The organism is Sinomonas sp. (genome assembly GCF_051955515.1).
GTDB lineage: Bacteria > Actinomycetota > Actinomycetes > Actinomycetales > Micrococcaceae > Sinomonas.
The window spans coordinates 1-17295 of the sequence record NZ_JBQCGQ010000199.1; the positions used below are offsets into that span (position 1 = coordinate 1).

A 17295-nucleotide genomic window follows, 5' to 3' on the forward strand; every position below is an offset into this window, starting at 1 on the left:
TGGGTGGGGGAGGCGTGTTGGGCTATCGCCTCGTGCGTCTTCGTCCGCGCCGGGTACACCCAGGGGTCGACGGCGGTGCGCAGGCGGTTGCGCTGGGGTGCTAGCGCGGGGGGGGCGACCGCCGTCGTGAGCGCTGCGACCAGCGGAGACGCGCCCCCGACGGCGATCCCGGCGGCGGTGGTCACTGCGGTGTAGACGATCAGGAGCCCGACCGTCATGGCGCCGTAGGTGAGGGCCGCGCTCGTAAGCTGCTCGACGTTGTAGAGCCGATGCCTTAGCACAGCAGTGGCCGTGGCCGCCGGAACGGCGATCCACATGGCGGCCAGTCCCAGACCGACCAGGGCTGGCCCTCCAAGGGCGAGGTAACTGATCCAGCACAGCAGGAGCGTCGCCGGGAGAGTCCCGGCGGAGAGGGCGAACCACTTCAGCTGGGCGCGCTCGATGGTGCTCTGCGAACGCCGGTACCGCAGGATGAGGGCGGACGCGCTGGTCGCCAGTACTCCGAGCCAGGCGAAGAGCAGCGCGAAGGCCATGATCAGGTAGGGCGCCAACCAGATCTCGGATGGGCTCCCGAACACGTGCGCGCTGTGGGTGAACGGCGCAGGGAACGGGTCGGGGCTCATGCCGGCGACGACCTCGAACGCGACCGGCAGGATCAGCACAGCCCAGACCACCCGTCGCCACCCCGGCGAGAGCAGCCGCCCGGTCGGGAAGTACAGCATGAGCAACGCCGGCGCGACGTAGATCCACATCCACAGGCCCGGCATGAGGGTCACCACGAGGTCCCAGACGGGCAATGCTCCCGGGCGACGGGCGACGGTGTCTTGGTAGAGGCCCGCGAAGGCGATGAGCCCGGGCGGAACGCCGAAGAGGCACAGGAGGGATCCGACGACGCTCGCTGGCGCACGGCGCATCACGAACCACCCGAGCACCAGAGGCGGGACCGCCAAGGCAACGGCAGCTCCCGCGATGGACGCGTCCTCGGGCATGCCCGTCCTGAGCGCAAGGATGACGCCGCCGATCAAGAGGGCCACGGCCGCGGCCGTGGCGCCCCAACCCAGGCTGCGCACGCGCCACACGCATCAAGCGTAGGCTCGGCCGCGGCCGGCGGCCATCCGTGCAGGCACGGAGGAAAGGACCCGTGCCTGCCACCATGCCCCGTGTTCGAGCGCGCCGGACGCTGGAAGTACTGCTTCCCTGACGAGGGAGCCATCCAGAAGGGGCGAATCATGACATCGAAGGAAGACTCTTCAGCGATCGCGTCAGCCCGGTCCGCTCCCGAGCGCGCTCGGGACCTGCGCACGTTCTGGCGACGCGCACTTGCCATCGTCGCTCCCCTGCCGGGGGTTGCGCTTGCGCTCGAGATCGGCTCTGCACCTGGCTCCCCTCAAGACACCCCGGACCAGCAGCTCACGGCCTACGCCGCCCATCTCGGACAGGCAGACTTCTCCCTGTGGATGGGCGTCCTCGCTGTCCTGACAGCCGTCCCCGCGGTCATCGCGGTCGGGTGGGCGACCCGTAGGGCCGCACCGCGGCTGACACTGGTCGGCGGGCTGCTGACCCTTGCCGGCTTCTCCCTCGCGCTCGACCTCGCAGATACAAGCCCCATCCTCTACGTCGCCGCACGCGACGGGCTCGATCCGCAATCCGCCGTGCAGCTGGCCCAGCTGGTCGCCGAGCACCCTGCTGCCGTCGCCGCGCTGCTGGGCTTCCTTCTGGCGCAGGCGGCCGGCCTGCTCGTGCTCGGAATCGCTCTGTGGCGGACCCCCCTCGCACCACGATGGACGGGCGCGCTGCTGGCGGTCTCGGGCATAGCCCACGTCCTGATCCCGGGCAGCATCGGCGGCGCCCTCTCCTGGGCGGCGACAGGTGTCGGTTGCGCCGGGGCGTCCGTGGCCCTCTGGCGCACACGGAACCAGGACTTCGATCTTCCCCCGCTCGGCCCGAAGCCCGAACCTGCGCCGTTCTCAGCCGAGTCGGGATTCGACGCGCGGTCGGTCTGGCGAGTCCTGCTCGCGGCCACGGCGCCGGTCACGGCTGTGGTGATCGCCGTCCTGCGCTTCGCTCTGCCCTATAACACTCTGGACGATGCCCGCACCGTGTTCGAGCAGTCCCTCGCACACCAGACCTTCGACGCCGTCGCCCTCTGGTCCGGGCTGCTCCTGGCGCCGACGGCGATCTGCGGGGCCCTCGCCGTCGTCTGGATCAGCCGACGGCGCGCACCCGTTCTGGCGACCATCGGCGCGTTCCTGGCCGTGCCCGGGTTCATCGCCCTCGCCGGCCAGGGGCAGACCCCGAACGTGATCACCCTACTGGCCGCGCAGCACAAGGCCGACGCCGGCTTCGCCTACGACGTGGCAAACGCCGTGCAGTCCCTGCCCCAGGCGGGCGCGCTCGTGGGAGTCTTCGTCTTCGGCCACCTCATCGGCACCATCCTGCTCGGCATGGCGCTGTGGCGCTCCCGCTCCGTCCCATCATGGATCGCGTGGACCCTGGCTGTATCGCAGCCGATCCACCTCCTCAGCGCCATGACCGGCAACCATCCCCTCGACCTCCTCGGGTGGGGCATGACTGCCTTCGGCTTCGCGGCAGCCGCGTATGTGCTCCTCAGGATGCCGGATGACGAATTCGACCTCGCGCCAGCTTCGGAGCAGGTCGGGCGGCTCTAGGCCGGCCCGCTCCCGACAGGCAGGCGCGGGGACATCTCCGCGGCCTGCCGGAGTGCCTCAATCATGCTGCGGACATCCACGATGCCTTGGCCCGCGATGTCGAACGCCGTGCCGTGGTCCACCGAGGTGCGGATCACGGGGAGGCCCACCGTGATGTTCACGCCCTCCTCGATGCCCAGGACCTTGACGGGGCCGTGGCCCTGGTCGTGGTACATAGCAACGATCAGGTCGTAGTCGCCGCGCCCGGCGAGGAAGAAGGCGGTGTCGGCGGGAAGCGGCCCCCGGGCATCGATGCCGTCGGCCCGGAGCCGCTCGATGGCCGGGACGATCTTCTCCTCCTCCTCGCCATAGCCGAAGAGGCCGTTCTCCCCGGCATGCGGGTTGATGGCGCAGACTCCGATCCTCGGCTCGGCAACTCCAGCGCGCTTCATGGCCTCGGCTCCGCGACGGACCGTGCGCTCGACCAGCCCCGGCTCGATCATGCGGATCGCGTCCACCAGGCCGACGTGCGTGGTCACGTGGATGACCTTCACCTTGGGGGTCGAGAGCATCATGGACACCTCGTCCACTCCCATGAAGTGGGCGAGCAATTCCGTGTGGCCCGGGAAGATGTGCCCGGCCTTGTGGAGGGCCGCCTTGTTGAGCGGGGCGGTGCAGATGCCCTGGACCTTGCCGGCCATCGCGAGCTCGCACGCGATCCTCACGTAGTGGAACGCGGCGTTGCCCGCCTTGGCGGATTCCTGTCCCCACGGGAGGTCCTCCGGCAGGAGTTCCGGGTCGATGACGTTGATCCGGTTCGGGGTGAAGACCGCTTCATTGACGGCATGGACCGTGGCAATCTCGGGGGTGGCGCCGAGCGCCTCCGCCGCGAGGCGCAGCCGGGGGGCGTCGCCGATCACCACCGGCCGGCTGTCCGCATAGGCGCCCGGGTGGGTCAGGGCGCCTACCGTGACTTCAGGTCCGACGCCGGCGCCGTCGCCCATGGTGACGGCGAGGAAGGGCCTGTCATCGTTCTCGTTCGTCATGCGGACCTCCGGAGTTTCTTCTTTTTGTTGGGTCGCCCGGCACAGCTGGATCGCCCGGTAGAGCTCGGCCAAGGCGAGTGGGTCCCCGAAGCTGCCAGGCTTCGTGGCGACGAGCCTGCCGTCGTCGGCCGTGCTGACCACGGCGCCGTGCTGGACCGCGGTGTGCGGGACAAGCGAGCAGATGCCGAGGGCATCCAGGACTTCGCGGGCGGTTTCCCCACCGGTGAGGATGAGGTCCGTTCGAAGGTCCTTCTGGACCTCCCTGGTCAGGCGCGCGAGGTGGGCGACGATCTCGCCGGAGCGGGCGGGGTCTATCGCGCCCGCGACCGTGAGCGCGATAGACCGGCCTTCGGCGAGGGCTTCACGGATGCTCTCCGCCTCTTCCTTTCCTGAGGGGAGGTCGACGACGTCGAACCCCGCCTCGGCGAGATGCCCTACCTGCCGCCGGGCTACTGGGGAGGCGGAGCCGACGATCGCGAGAACCGCACCCGGGCGGCTGGTCACCCTGGACGTCGGGGCGCGGTCGGGGGGAAATTGCGCAGTCTGCGCAGCTTCCTCGGCCAGGCGGTGGGCCAAGAGGCCTGCCAGTTGGCCCGTCCCCGCGAGGGCAACAGGGCGGTCTGAGAAGAAGTCGAGCCCCGCGATTGTGTTGACGACGGCGGCGAGGTCGGCCTCGGTCTCCCCGTCCACGACGGCGATGACGGGAACCGTGCCGCGAAGCGCGTCCTTGAGCCGCCCGGTGAAGTCGGCGGAGCGGACTTCGGCGAGCTGGACGAACCGGATGTGGGTGCTTGCGGGGAAGAGCTCGACCAAGTCCTCCGGGGGTCGGCGGGATTCGGCGTTCCAGAGCCCGGAGCTGAGGAGCGTTCGGCCCTCCACGAATGGCTTGGACCCCATGACGGTCCTCTTCAGAGCCGGGAGGGCGCCGGCCAGCACCACGTGGTAGCCGAGTTCCCCGAGCGCGGTCAGCTCTGGTCCTAGGTTTCCCCGCCACAGCGAATCGGTCTTCTTGAAGATGAGCGCTCTGCCGCAGAGGTGGGCGAGGGCGGACTTCACCACCGTCTTCACAGCGGCGCTCGCGGCTGGTGCGGAGACGCCGCGAGTGTGCGTGTCCACGACGGCGACCTCGCACCCACCGCAAGCCGAATGCGGAAGGGGCGCCTCCGCCGTCGTCAGCGTGATCCGCGTGGAGAAGCCCCGAGCGGCGAACTGTTGGCCGACTTCGGCGGCGCCGGAGAAGTCGTCCGCCTGGACGAGGACCGTGGGTGAGGGCAGCATCACCCTCAAGCATGACAGACTTGCGTGAAACGCGCAGTGTTCTTTGCGCGGTCGCGCAAGAGGCCGGAGGAACTCGGATGACAACGGCGAAGGCCAGACGAGACGAGATCTACCGCTTGGCGGCCACCGCGGGGCTCGCCTCGGTGGAGGAACTGTCCCGGCGGTTCGATGTGACCGCCTCCACCATCCGCCGCGACCTTGCCCTGCTGCACGAACAGGGCAAGCTCGCCCGCACGTACGGCGGCGCGCTCGCCATTGGCGCGCATCCCGAGGCTTCCCTGCGGCAGCGGATCGGCGAGGCCTTCGAGGAGAAGCAGGCCATCGCCCAGTGGGCGGCCGCGCTGGTCCAGCCGGGGGAGTCGATCCTGCTCGACGGCGGATCGACGGTCGGGGCCCTCGCTCACATTCTTCGGGGTCACGAGGACGTCAGCGTCACCACGCCTGCGCTCAATGTCGTGGAGGAGCTTGCCGACTCGCCCGGCATCCGAATCGACTGTCTGGGCGGCCGCTTCCGCAGCGTCAGCCAGTCGTTCGTGGGCCCTCTGGCCGAGGCGACGCTCGAGCGGATGACGTTCGACGGGGTCTTCCTCGGCGCCGACGCCGTCACCGCGGATGACGGCATCTGCGAAGCAGACCACAGTCAGACTCGGCTCAAAGAGCTCATGGCGCGCAGGGGCCGCAACGTGTACGTCCTGGCGAACTCCGGCAAGCTCGGGCGACGGCCCTTCCATGCCTGGGCCCGCCTCGAGACGCCGTGGACTCTCGTGACCGACGACGGCGCCGACCCACACCAGCTTGCGCTCTTCCGAAGCGCAGGAGTCGCCGTCGAAGTGGTCGCCAGGGGAGGCTGAGAGGCCCGCATAAAGAGGGCGTCAAAATTCAGTCCCCGCGCGTTCGGGCTGCGTTAAGGACGACGGCGGCCCAGCTTGCCCGGTGCTCTGATGGTCTTGGCGATCGGAGGAGATGGGAATGGACGGTCCGTTGGTGCTGCTGGACGACGTCGGGGCTCTGCGCCTCTACGCCTCGGAGGCCGAACTGGCTGAATCGGGGGAGGACCCCGGCTCCACGCGCTGCGTGATCGGCCGGCACGGCGAGTACTTCCATCTGCTCGCGGACCCCGACGCTCGTGGTCTCCGCGTGAGCCGTCAGATCGGGATGATAGCCCACGAGACGTTGTGGGAGCATCTGCGGCGCCAACGCGAAGTCGCCCCCGAACTGCATCGGATCCTGCGGCGGTTCCCCGAGTCGCGAGAGGACTTCCTTGCTGAGCTCTTCGAGGAGCTGAGCCTCGAGGCACCGGGGGACCAGCGGGCGTGGACCGTCTCATCGCAGGGTCAGGTCTGGCATTGCCAAGGGCTTGATGGAGTGGACCGCGTCGTGGCTCAACGTGCCGGCGTTCCAGATGGCAAGGTCGTGGTGCGCGATCCTTACGGGCACGCCTACGTCCCCAGGGTCGTGAAGCATGGCTCGCTCGCCCGTCGCCTGCGCGGCCGACCCCTGTACGTGGAGGTGGTCGGGCAGGAATGATGTGACGCCATGAGCACCCTGACGTCAGCCGAGCGGGACGAGATCGCTGCTGCCAATGCGAGCGGGCACCGAGCCGTGGTCTTCGTCCACGGCCTCTGGCTCCTGTCGAGCAGTTGGGACCGTTGGCGGCGCCTCTTCGAGGACAACGGCTATGCCACGATTGCGCCCGGGTGGCCCGACGACCGGGGCAGCGTGGAGGAAGCGCGGGAGCACCCCGAGGTTTTTGCCAGGAAGATGGTCGGGCAGGTCACCGAGCATTACCTCGAGGCCATTGCCGAGCTGCAGCACTCGCCTGCGGTCGTCGGCCATTCTTTCGGCGGGTTGATCGCGCAGAAGATTGCCGGCGAAGGCCGAGCGTCAGCGACGGTGTCGATCGACAATGCGCCGTTCCAAGGCGTTCTGGCGCTGCCGCCGTCGTCCTTGAAATCCGCCGCGCCCATTTTGGCTCATCCGCGGAGCCTCACCAAGGGAGTGGCACTGACGTTCGAACAATTCGTGTACGGGTGGGCCAACAACCTTGACGAGGCCGAGGCCCGCGAACTCTACGACAGGTACCACGTTCCAGCCTCAGGTGTTCCCCTGTTCCAAGCGGCAACGGCGAACCTCAATCCCTTCGCTGAGACCAAGGTGGACACCAAGAATTCCGCGCGCGGGCCGCTCCTGCTCATCTCCGGGGAGAATGACAACACCGTCCCCTCGGCCATCGTCGAGGCCAGCTACAGGATTCAGGCCAAGAACAGCGGGGTCACGCGGCTCGAGCGGATTCCCGGTCGCGGCCACTCGCTCATCATCGATTCTGGGTGGCGGGAGGTCGCCGACGTCGCCCTCGAGTTCATTCAGGAATTCGCGCCCGCGGAGGCCTGAAGTTTCCGCACCGGCCTTCTCGCCAAGCCCCTGATTGTGCGGTTCACTGGGGACATGCGGTCTATCTGGAAGGGCGCCATCAGCTTCGGCTTGGTGAGCGTGCCTGTGAAGGTGTACAGCGCCACCGAGGATCATGACCTGAAGCTCCACCAGGTCCACAACAAGGACAAGGGCCGGATCCGGTACCAGCGCAAATGCGAGGTGTGCGGGGAGACGGTCGAATACGGCGATATCGACAAGGCGTACGAGGAGGGCGGCCGAACCGTGGTGCTCACGGACGAGGACCTCGAGTCGTTGCCCGTCGAAAAGAGCCGCGAGATCGAGGTCGTCGAGTTCGTGCCCGACAATCAGATCGACCCGATGCTCTTCGAGAAGAGCTATTACCTCGAGCCCGAAAAGGTCGGTGCCAAGCCCTACCAACTCCTCAGGCAGACCCTCGAGCAGACGGAACTGACCGCCGTCGTGAAATTCGCCCTGCGGCAGAAGAGCCGCCTGGGGGCGCTGCGCGTTCGGGGAAATGTCATGGTGCTGCAGGCGATGCTGTGGCAGGACGAGGTGCGCGAGGCCGAATTCCCGATTCTGTCCGAGGCGGTGAAGATCTCGGACAAGGAGCTCAAGATGTCCTCGTCGCTCGTGGAAAGCCTCTCGACCGATTTCACGCCCGAGCAATTCACTGACGAATATCAGCTGCAGCTGCGCCAGCTCGTCGAGGCGAAACTCGAGCAGGGCGAATCCGTGGACACGGAGGCGACCTTCGGCGAGGCCCCCGAGGAAGAGGGCGGAGGCGCCGAGGTTCTCGACCTCATGGAAGCGCTCCGACGCAGCGTCGAGAACCGGCGGAAGGGCGCGAAGGCCGCCAAGGACGGCGAGGAGAAGGAGGAGGCTCCGGAGGAGAAGCCGGCTCCGAAGAAGCGGACCCGCAGCGCAGGCTGAGCTCTCAGCTGGGCGCCACGGCTATTGTGATGTCCTCGACGTTCGGCAGCGCGTGCTCGAGGCGGTGATGGGCTTCGCGCCGGATTCCGTCTGCGTGGGTCACCGTGGAGTCTGGGGAGATCATGACGACGGCGGTCCCGTGGATCCGGTGGCCGATCCACCTCAGCTGGAGCTTCTCGATGCCCAGGACTCCAGGGGTGTCCTCGAGCGCGTGCTCGGCCCGGTGGACAAGATCGGGCTCGATGGCATCCATGAGCCGCCGTCCGAGGCTCTTGACCGTGCCCCACAGCAGGACGAAGATCGCGGCGCTGATGAGCAGGCCCACGATCGGGTCTGCCAGCGGGAATCCGAGCATGACGCCGATCGCTCCTACCACCACGGAGAGCGACGTGAAACCGTCGGTGCGGGCGTGAATGCCGTCCGCGACGAGCGCCGCGGAGCCAATGCGCCGGCCGACCTTGATCCGATACATCGCCACTGCCTCGTTCCCCGCGAAGCCGATCACGCCAGCCGCCGCGACCCACCACAGATTGCCGATCGGCTGCGGATTGAGGATGCGCTCGATCGACTGCCACGCGGCGACGATGGCGGACAGGGCCACGACGATGATGATCGACAGTCCGGCCAAGTCCTCGGCGCGTCCGTACCCGTAGGTGTAGCGCTTGGTCGCCGGGCGGCGCGCGAGAATGAACGCGATCCACAGCGGCACCGCGGTGAGCGCGTCGGAGAAGTTGTGCACCGTGTCGGCGAGCAGGGCGACCGAGCCGCTGATGAGGACCACGACGAACTGCAGCACCGTCGTGGCAAGCAGCCCGAAGAGGCTGATCTTCAGGGCGCGCACACCCTCATGGCTTGCCTCGAGGGCGTCGTCGATGGAGTCGGCGGCATCGTGGGTATGGGGGACGAAGAACTCCTTGAGCGTGGCCTTCCAACCCGTCCCGTGATGGTGGTCGTGGTCATGGTCATGGGGATGGTCGTGCCCGTGCTCATGGGTGTGGGTGTTCTCGTGATGCGAATGCGTCGAGCTCATGCTGTGGCGCCCTCAGGTCGGTCAGCGTCGGTGTGGTGGTGGCGGGGGATGCCGCCGAGGGAGTGTTCGGCCTGGAAGATCGCGTCAGACACCATCTGCGAGGCGTGTTCATTGGCCAGCCGGTAATAGGCCCGATTCCCGTCCTGGCGGTAGGAGACGATCCGGGCCAACCGGAGCTTCGCTAAATGCTGCGACACAGCAGCCGGGGCTTTGCCGACCGCTTCCGCGAGGCTGTTCACCGTCAGCTCGTCGTGCTCGCGAAGAGCAAGGATGATCCTCACGCGCGTGGCGTCGGCGAGCATCGAGAACACTTCGACGGCGAGCTCGACGTAGGGGGAGTCGAGGCTCCGCCCACACCTCTGCCTATCTGCATTCATACGCAGATACTACGCGCTAGCCCCCAGACCTCGCGTAACGGACGAAACCCACGGCTAAAGACGAGGGGTTGGTCCGTTTGCTGGGGTTTCGGCGTTCAGCCGAGTGACGGCGAACGCGAGGGCGAATGCCGTGAAGGCAATATCGAGTGCCATTTGGAGCGAGACCGTTGCCCTGCTGAGGGCGCCGACCGCGGAGATGGTGCCCGTCCCCGCCGTCGTCAGAGTCCCGAGCGTGAAGTAGACGGCATCGAGCTTGGACAGGGGGCCGCCCGCGAAGTTTGCCGCTTCGCCGATGGCCCAGTACGCGTAGGAGAAGCCGAGCAGCAGGAACAGGAACGCGTTGGCCAGGGTGACGAGCACGCGCCAGAGCGGCTGTCCGCTCGTCCTCCCGACGGAGACCGCCATCCACGTCCACTGGATGATTCCGACGAAATAGACCGCGGCCTCGATGGGATCGGCCACGGGCGGGTCTTCGCGGATCGGGTCGGACAGGAACCGAGCCCAGCCCACGGCGAGGACCACGGCCCAGAGGATGGGTGACGACGCGGTGCGCCGCACGAGTGTGGAGTACGTCTGGAAGCGTGGGCGGCTTTTCACGTGAAGAAACGAACTCACACCGAGAACGGACGTTACCTGCGAGGACGCACCTTTCAACCCCGTGAAAGGTGCGTCCTCGTATCAAAGGTGCGTTCCCGCGGCCTAGTGCCGTGCCCGCAGAAGCACGCGGCCGTCGTCGACCCTTGCTTCGTAGCTGGGCTCGGGAGCGGCAGCCGGCCCGCGCACCACGGCGCCGTCGGCAAGACGGAATTGGCTGCCGTGCAGGGGGCACGTGACGCAGCCGTTCTCGATGGTGCCCTCGTTGAGGGAGCCGCCCGCATGCGTGCAGACGTTGTCGAGCGCGACGATGCGGCCGCCGTCGCGGATCACCATGACCTGGACGTCGCCCACCTTGGCGAGTTTCGGCTTGCCGTCCTCGAGGTCGCTCTCGGCGAGGGCGTCGGTCCACTCGGTGGGGCCCTCGTGCCAGGCCGTGCGGCTGACCTTGATGCCCTTCGAGTAGGCGAGGTGCCCGCCGAGGTAGCCGCTCGTGAGGAGGATTCCGAGGCCAGCGAGGGCCAAGCCGCTGCCGGTGCGGCGCATCCCGGCCTTCCGGGCCACAAGGGAGACGCCGTAGAAGCCGAGCGCCGTCACATTGAGGGTCGCGTGAGCGACGCCGATGCGGCCAGCGCCGTCGAACGTGTCGGCCCAATCGTTGAGGCCGGCCGCAGCGGTTGGGACGGCGGCCACCAGTCCCGCGGCAACGAGGACGTCGGCGGCCTTCTCCGAGGACTCCCCGCCGGCGAGGTCGAGCAGCGAGGCCATGCTCCAGGCGCCGATCGGGATGTCGGTGAGGACCGGATGCAGCGGGTGCCCGGTCGGGATGCCGCTGAGGAGATTCCGGACCAGTCGCGGCTTGAGTGCGGCCTGGGTGACTTTGCGGACCGGTTCCCCGATCGTGTCGAGGAATGACCACCGCTCGAGGCGGGTGACGGCGTCGTCCAATACGTTCATTGCGTCCTCCTGTGCTGCGGACAGAGACAACTGGCGGACAGAGATAACAGCACGTTACCCACGAAGCAATGATTGACCCAGCCCCCGCGGGGTACTGGCCGGGCATGAGCGAGAACGAGCTGAACAACGACGAGGGCATGGCTGAGAACGAGTACAAGCCAGGCAACCCGTACGACGAGCCGCGTGATTCCGCCGATCAGGCGAACGACATTCGCTTCTCCGAGGAAGAGCAGCTCATCCGTGAGCAAGCGCATGGGAACATGCCGCAGAAGGACGATGTGCCGCGTGACATGACGAACATCGACCAGGCGATGGCCGGGATCGACGTGCCGGACGCCGACATCAAGGGCGGCGACGCGAGCGACGACCCGGCCCACTACGGCGAAGAGCAGTAGTCAACCGGCGAGCAGCTCGGCGAGGCTGAGGGCTCGGCGGCCGGTGAGGCGTTCGACGTCGTCCGTCACCCCGGCTAGCTGGCCCGCCGCAATCGCGGTGTAGGTGGAGACCCAGGCGTCGTATTGCCACTGCGGTGCTGGCCACTTCTTTCGCGATTCGTAGGCCTCCGGAACGGTCTCGTTCTGAAAGCGGAAAGGCCGGTTGCGGGCTTTCGCGATGATCGTCGCAGCTTCGGTGAGCGTGAGAGCTTCGGGGCCCGTGAGCGTGTACGCAGTCTGCGCGTGCGCTCTCGGGTCCTCGAGGATCGCTGCTGCCGAGCGAGCGACGTCGGCCTGCGCCACCGCTGAAACCCGCCCCTCGTCTGCGGGGCCGCGGATGATTCCCTCCGGGCCGCCGAAGGGCTCGAGGAAGTCGAGATAGATGTTGTCGCGCAGGAACGTGTAGTCGATTCCTGCGGCTTTGATGTGTTCTTCAGTGTGGAAATGGTCGCGCGCGAGCGTGAAGACCGCGTCCGGCGCGGCCCCCATGAACGAGGTGTAGACGATCTGCCGGACGCCCGCCGCCTGCGCGGCGTCGATGAACGCCTTGTGCTCGCCGAGACGGTCCTCGTTCTCCCTGCCCGACACCATGAACAGCGTCTCGGCCCCTTCCAACGAGCGCTCGCAGAGCGCACGGTCGCCGTAGTCGCACGGAAGGACGACGGCGCCCGGCAGCTCGGGCGCGTTCGCCGGCGTCCGAGCGAGGAGGCGGAGCGGGAATCCTGCCTCGGCGAGGATCCCGGCGACCTGGCTGCCGACGGTGCCGGTGACGCCGGTGATGGCGAGCGGGGGAGGCGTGGTCATGGGTGGATGGTACGCCCGGAAGGCTGAATGGAGCCGGTGGGCTCGGCCTCGAAGCGGTAGCCTCGCCCGGCTTCAGTGATGAGGTGACGGGGGTTCCCGGGGTCCGATTCGAGTTTGCGCCGCAGCTGCGCCATGTAGACGCGGAGGTACTGTGTCTCGTCGCTGTAGGCGGGGCCCCAGACATTCTGGAGCAGCTGGCGCTGGGTGACCAGATTGCCGCGGTTGGCCGCGAGCATCTGCAGGACGCCCCATTCGCGGGGCGTGAGGTGGACCCGTTCGCCGTGGCGGGTCACGGTCGCTGCCCCGAGGTCGATGACGAGGTCGCCGGCATCGATCACGCCTCCCGCTGCGGAGTGCGCAGACCGTCGTTCGACCGCCCGGAGGCGGGCCAGGAGCTCGTCGAGGCCGAATGGTTTGGTCACGTAGTCGTCCGCGCCCGCGTCGAGGGCCTCGACCTTGTCGGAAGAACCGTGGCGGGCCGAGAGCACCACGATCGGCATGTCAGACCAGCCGCGGATGCCGCGGATGACCTCGGAGCCGTCCATGTCCGGGAGCCCGAGGTCCAGGACCAGCACGTCCGGCGGCTTCGAGGCCGCGATATGGAGTGCCTCGGTGCCATTCGACGCTACCGCTACCGCGTAGCCTTCGGCGCGCAGATTGATCTGCAGGGCGCGCAGGAGCTGCGGCTCGTCGTCGACCACGAGTACGCGCTTCATGTCTCCCTCACTCACTTGGTCCCGCGGCCCGGAGCCTAGTCCCGCGGCCCAGAGTACAGCGGCATCCGGATGACCATGGTCAGGCCGCCGCCTGGGGTCGGTTCGGCGAGGAGCTCCCCGTCCATGGCCTCAATGAAGCCCTTCGCGACGGCCAGGCCCAGCCCGATCCCCGGCCCATTCGCCTCGTCCCCGAGACGTTGGAACGGCTGGAACATCGCGACGACGCGGTCTGCGGGAACTCCTGTGCCGTGGTCGATCACGCGCAGTTCGCTCACGGGCTGGTCGCCGATGCCGGGGGCGAGGAGTCCGCCGGTGGTCGCGACGATGACGATGTCGCTTCCGGCCGCGTACTTGACCGCGTTCCCCACGATGTTCGCCAGGGCCCGCTCGAGCAGGCCGCGGTCGCCGTCGAGCGCCGGAAGGTTGGGGGCCAGATCCACGCGCACCGCATGGGGAGGGAGCTCGACGAGGACCTCGGAGACGACGTCGAGCCAGGTGACGGGCTCGTGGAGCACGGAAACGGCTGAGCTGTCGATGCGGGACATGTCGAGGAGGTTCGCCACGAGGCTCTCGAGCCGGTTGGAATAGACGTCAATGGTCTCGAGCATCTCGGCCTGTTCCTCCGGAGTCGTCTTGCCGCGCTGTCGGCGCAGGGCGGTCGCGGCGAGCCGGATGCCGGCCAGGGGCGTGCGGAGGTCGTGCGAGACTGCGCGCAGGATCGAGGTGCGGATCCGGTTCGCCTCGCCGAGCTTGACCGTCTCGCCAAGGCTCAGCGAGAGCTGTTGGCGCTCGAGGAGCGCGGTGAGGTGCGCCTCGAAGGCCGCCATGAGCCGCCGCTCGCTGCCGCTGAGGGCCCGGCCCCTCCATGCGAGGGTGAGGCCGCTGCCCAGGGGGTCGGCGCCGTCGGCCTCATCCGGCGTGGCGGGGGCGTCAGTGCCAGCTGCCGAATCGACCTTCCAGGTCCCGTGGCCTTCCCGCAGGAGACTCGCCGCGTCGAGCCGGAATTCGGCCCGCAGCTGCTCGAGGAAGTCCTCTACGCTCTGGTCTCGGGCCAGCGAGCCGCGGGCCAATTCGCTCAGGGTGCCCGCCTCGGCGCGGGCAAGGGCTGCGTCCCTCGACCGGCGGGAGGAGACACCCACCACGAGCGAGAATGCGACGGCGACCGCGAGGAACACCACGAGGGCGAAGAAGTTCTGGGGATCGTCGATCGTGAGGGTGCCGATCGGCGGCGTGACGAAGTAGTTGAGGAGAAGGGAGTCGAAGACGGCCGCGACCACTGCGGGCCAGAGACCGCCGATAAAGGCGACGGCCACGACTGCGCAGAGGTGCGCGAGGGCGTGCGTGGTGAGGTTGAGCTCGGGGAAGGGCAGGAGCGCCGCCGTCATGAGGATCGGCACCACGAACGCGAGGACGTAGCCGACGATGGTCCGGGTGCGGCCGAGGACCGGAGTGAGGCGGAATCTCGGCCCCCGTCCCGCGAGCGAGTGGGTCACCATGTGCACATCGATCTCGCCTGAATCACGGACGACGGCGGTGCCCACGCCGCCGCGGCCGAAAAGCTGCTGCAGGCGGGTGTGGCGGGAGACGCCCACGACGATCTGGGTCGCGTTGACGCTTCGGGCGTAGTCGAGCAGGCTCGAGGCGATGTCGTCGCCGGCGAGCTGCTGGTAGCTGCCCCCGAGGTCCTCAACGAGCTTCCGCTGGGCGGCGAGGTCCTGTTCGGTGCCCTCGGCGAGCCCGTCGGGGGTGCGGACATGCACGGCGAGCAGGTCTCCGCCGCTCACCCGTGAGAGGATGCGAGCCGCGCGTCGGATGAGCGCCCCGCCCTCGGGGCCTCCCGTGAGTGCGACGACCACTCGTTCCCGCGCCGGCCACGTCTCCTCGATCCGGTGCCGCTTCCGGTACTCGGCGAGGCCCTCGTCGACCCGGTCGGCGAGCCAGATGAGGGCGATCTCGCGGAGCGCCGCGAGGTTGCCGAGCCGGAAGTAGTTCGCCATGGCGGCGTCGATCTTGTCGGGGGCGTAGACAAGGCCGGAGCTCAGGCGCTGGCGCAGGAGCTCGGGCGGAATGTCCACGAGCTCGATCTGATCGGCCTTGCGCACGATCGCGTCGGGGACCACCTCCTGCTGCCGCGTCCCGGTGATGGACTCGACCACGTCGTTGAGCGAGGCGAGGTGCTGGACGTTCACCGTCGTGAGGACGTCGATCCCGGCCTCGAGGAGTTCGTCGACGTCCTCCCACCGCTTCGTATGGCGGCTGCCGGGGGCGTTGGTGTGGGCGTATTCGTCGACGAGCGCTGTCTGCGGGGCGCGCGCGAGGACGGCGTCGACGTCCATCTCGGGCAGCTGGGTCCCGCGGTAGTCGACCGTACGCAGCGGCACCGCCTCGAGTCCCTCGACGAGCGCGGCGGTGGCGGCCCGGCCGTGGTCCATGACGACGCCGATGACCACGTCCGTCCCCGCTGTGGCGAGGAGGTGGGCCTCCTCGAGCATCGCGTACGTCTTCCCGACGCCCGGGGCAGCGCCGAGGAAGATCCGGAGGCTCCCGCGGTCCATGCTCCTGATTCTGCTCTACTTGAGCCTTGCCGCAATGGCGAGGTTGAGCTTGGTCGTGTTCACGGCGGGCTGGCCGAGCAGGCTCAGCACCGAGTTGTTCGTGGCATCCGAGACCAGCTGCTGGACCTCGGCGACACTCAATCCGGTCGCGTTCGCAACGCGCGGGACCTGCAGCGCGGCGTAGGCGGGCGAGATGTCCGGATCCAGCCCGCTCGCGGAGGCCGTCACGGCGTCAAACGGGACTGCGGAGGGCGCGACTCCTTCCCGGGCGGCGACGGTTGCGCGGGCATCCGCCTCGGCCTTGGCGAGCGCCGGATCCGAGGGGCCGAGGTTGCTCGCGCCGGAGGTCGTGGGGTGCCACTTCACCGCCGAGGGCCGGGGGAAGAAGAATCGGGTCTCCTTCTCGGGCACGGGCTGGACGATGAGGGTCGAGGCCGCGGCCTGGCCGTTCAGCAGGGCGATCGAACCGTTCGCCTGGGCGGACGCCACGGCCTGTCCGACGCCGAACATCACGAGCGGGTAGAGCACGCCGAGCAGCACGGTCGCAACGACGAGGAACCGGAACGAGGTGCCGAGCTGCCGCAGATAGGCGGTCATGAGGATCTCCCCAATCCAGAGGTCAGTGCAGGCCCGGCACGACGGCCAGGAGCAGGTCGATGATCTTGATGCCGATGAATGGCGCGATGATTCCGCCAAGGCCGTAGATGAGCAGGTTTCTGCGCAGCGCCTGCTGTGCGGACATGGGCCGGTAGCGGACCCCGCGGAGGGCCAGCGGGACGAGCAGCACGATGATGATCGCGTTGAAGATGACCGCGGCCAGGATGGCGCTCTTCGGGCTCGCCAGGCCCATGATGTTCAGCAGGCTGAGGCCGGGGAAGACCGTCACGAACAGGGCTGGGATGATCGCGAAGTATTTCGCGACGTCGTTCGCCACGGAGAAGGTGGTCAGCGAGCCGCGGGTGATGAGCAGCTGCTTGCCGATCGCGACGACGTCGATGAGCTTGGTCGGGTCGGAATCGAGGTCTACCATGTTGGCGGCCTCCTTCGCGGCCTGGGTGCCGGAGTTCATCGCCACGCCGACGTCGGCCGCGGCGAGGGCGGGGGCGTCGTTCGTTCCGTCGCCTGTCATGGCGACGAGCTGGCCCGCGTTCTGCTCCTGCCTGATCCGCGTGAGCTTGTCCTCCGGAGTGGCCTCCGCGAGATAGTCGTCCACGCCGGCCTCCTTGGCGATCGCCGCGGCGGTGAGCCGATTGTCGCCCGTGATCATGACGGTGCGGATGCCCATGCGGCGCAGCGCGGCAAAGCGGTCGGCGATGCCGGGCTTGACCACGTCGGCCAGGTGGACGGTACCGAGGACGCGAGGTCTCTGCTGCCCGCTCACCTGATCTGCGCCGTCGGACATCGCGACCACAAGCGGCGTGCCGCCGTCGCGCGCGATCGCATCGACGTCGTCGCGCACCCCGGGCGGAAGGTCGCCTCCCAGCTCGCGGACCCAATGGGCGACGGCGGAGGCCGCGCCTTTGCGGAAGGAG

Annotated in this window: 17 protein-coding genes; 6 read left to right on the plus strand and 11 right to left on the minus strand. The window is 68.3% G+C overall.

The annotated features are described in order from the left end of the window. A partial coding sequence (locus tag ACTHL9_RS11520) for a hypothetical protein (RefSeq protein ID WP_440519205.1) occupies positions 1 to 1079 on the minus strand: 1079 nt, incomplete at its 3' end. Between the two features lie 150 nt (positions 1080 to 1229). Between ACTHL9_RS11520 and ACTHL9_RS11525 the strand changes: the two genes are divergently transcribed. Continuing rightward, entirely contained in the window at positions 1230 to 2669 is a 1440-nt protein-coding gene (locus tag ACTHL9_RS11525; RefSeq protein WP_440519207.1) for a DUF4386 family protein, read from the plus strand. On the opposite strand, the gene pdxA is transcribed toward ACTHL9_RS11525, so the two are convergent. After that, on the minus strand, positions 2666 to 4972 hold the full coding sequence (pdxA, locus tag ACTHL9_RS11530) for a 4-hydroxythreonine-4-phosphate dehydrogenase PdxA (protein ID WP_440519208.1): 2307 nt from the start codon (positions 4970 to 4972) through the stop codon (positions 2666 to 2668). The two genes, ACTHL9_RS11525 and pdxA, sit on opposite strands and share 4 nt — an antisense overlap. 77 nt (positions 4973 to 5049) lie before the next feature. Here pdxA and ACTHL9_RS11535 point away from each other — a divergent pair, with 77 nt between their 5' ends. The 4 genes from ACTHL9_RS11535 to ku all read left to right on the plus strand — a co-directional run bounded on the left by ACTHL9_RS11535 (position 5050) and on the right by ku (position 8296). Further along, positions 5050 to 5823, plus strand: coding sequence for a DeoR/GlpR family DNA-binding transcription regulator (locus ACTHL9_RS11535; RefSeq protein ID WP_440519209.1), 774 nt, complete (start codon positions 5050 to 5052; stop codon positions 5821 to 5823). 118 nt (positions 5824 to 5941) lie between these two features. Then, the gene (locus ACTHL9_RS11540) at positions 5942 to 6499 is read left to right on the plus strand and encodes a hypothetical protein (RefSeq protein WP_440519210.1); all 558 of its coding nucleotides are present in this window, start codon (positions 5942 to 5944) and stop codon (positions 6497 to 6499) included. A 9-nt stretch (positions 6500 to 6508) separates the two neighbouring features. Then, on the plus strand, positions 6509 to 7363 hold the full coding sequence (locus tag ACTHL9_RS11545) for an alpha/beta hydrolase (RefSeq protein WP_440519211.1): 855 nt from the start codon (positions 6509 to 6511) through the stop codon (positions 7361 to 7363). 54 nt (positions 7364 to 7417) lie between these two features. Further along, positions 7418 to 8296, plus strand: a complete 879-nt coding sequence (ku, locus tag ACTHL9_RS11550; protein WP_440519213.1) for a non-homologous end joining protein Ku — start codon at positions 7418 to 7420, stop codon at positions 8294 to 8296. 4 nt (positions 8297 to 8300) lie between these two features. Here the strand turns inward: ku and ACTHL9_RS11555 are convergent, their stop codons facing one another. The 4 genes from ACTHL9_RS11555 to ACTHL9_RS11570 form a co-directional block, all read right to left on the minus strand. Continuing rightward, positions 8301 to 9326 (minus strand): cation diffusion facilitator family transporter, encoded by a 1026-nt coding sequence (locus ACTHL9_RS11555; protein WP_440519214.1) that lies wholly within the window; start codon positions 9324 to 9326, stop codon positions 8301 to 8303. Then, on the minus strand, positions 9323 to 9703 hold the full coding sequence (locus tag ACTHL9_RS11560) for an ArsR/SmtB family transcription factor (protein ID WP_440519216.1): 381 nt from the start codon (positions 9701 to 9703) through the stop codon (positions 9323 to 9325). Before ACTHL9_RS11560 ends, ACTHL9_RS11555 begins: the two co-directional genes overlap by 4 nt. 54 nt (positions 9704 to 9757) lie before the next feature. Then, positions 9758 to 10300: an ion channel gene (locus tag ACTHL9_RS11565; RefSeq protein WP_440519218.1), complete on the minus strand. Its 543-nt coding sequence runs from the start codon at positions 10298 to 10300 to the stop codon at positions 9758 to 9760. Positions 10301 to 10402: 102 nt separating this feature from the next. Further along, on the minus strand, positions 10403 to 11254 hold the full coding sequence (locus ACTHL9_RS11570; RefSeq protein WP_440519220.1) for a Rieske 2Fe-2S domain-containing protein: 852 nt from the start codon (positions 11252 to 11254) through the stop codon (positions 10403 to 10405). 68 nt (positions 11255 to 11322) lie between these two features. On the opposite strand from ACTHL9_RS11570, the gene ACTHL9_RS11575 reads away from it, so the two are divergent. Then, positions 11323 to 11649: a hypothetical protein gene (locus ACTHL9_RS11575; RefSeq protein WP_440519221.1), complete on the plus strand. Its 327-nt coding sequence runs from the start codon at positions 11323 to 11325 to the stop codon at positions 11647 to 11649. Here ACTHL9_RS11575 and ACTHL9_RS11580 read toward each other — a convergent pair whose 3' ends face one another. From ACTHL9_RS11580 to ACTHL9_RS11600, 5 genes are all read right to left on the minus strand, one after another. Then, a complete protein-coding gene (locus tag ACTHL9_RS11580) occupies positions 11650 to 12492 on the minus strand; it encodes an SDR family oxidoreductase (RefSeq protein WP_440519222.1) in 843 nt (280 codons plus the stop codon). Then, complete coding sequence (locus ACTHL9_RS11585; RefSeq protein WP_440519224.1) at positions 12489 to 13208, minus strand: response regulator; 720 nt, start codon at positions 13206 to 13208, stop codon at positions 12489 to 12491. Before ACTHL9_RS11585 ends, ACTHL9_RS11580 begins: the two co-directional genes overlap by 4 nt. Before the next feature lie 35 nt (positions 13209 to 13243). Next, a complete protein-coding gene (locus ACTHL9_RS11590; RefSeq protein WP_440519226.1) occupies positions 13244 to 15763 on the minus strand; it encodes a DUF4118 domain-containing protein in 2520 nt (839 codons plus the stop codon). Between the two features lie 15 nt (positions 15764 to 15778). Beyond that, positions 15779 to 16360, minus strand: a complete 582-nt coding sequence (gene kdpC, locus ACTHL9_RS11595; RefSeq protein ID WP_440519227.1) for a K(+)-transporting ATPase subunit C — start codon at positions 16358 to 16360, stop codon at positions 15779 to 15781. A gap of 22 nt (positions 16361 to 16382) precedes the next feature. Beyond that, the coding region (locus tag ACTHL9_RS11600; protein ID WP_440519229.1) for an HAD-IC family P-type ATPase at positions 16383 to 17295 on the minus strand (913 nt) is incomplete at its 5' end.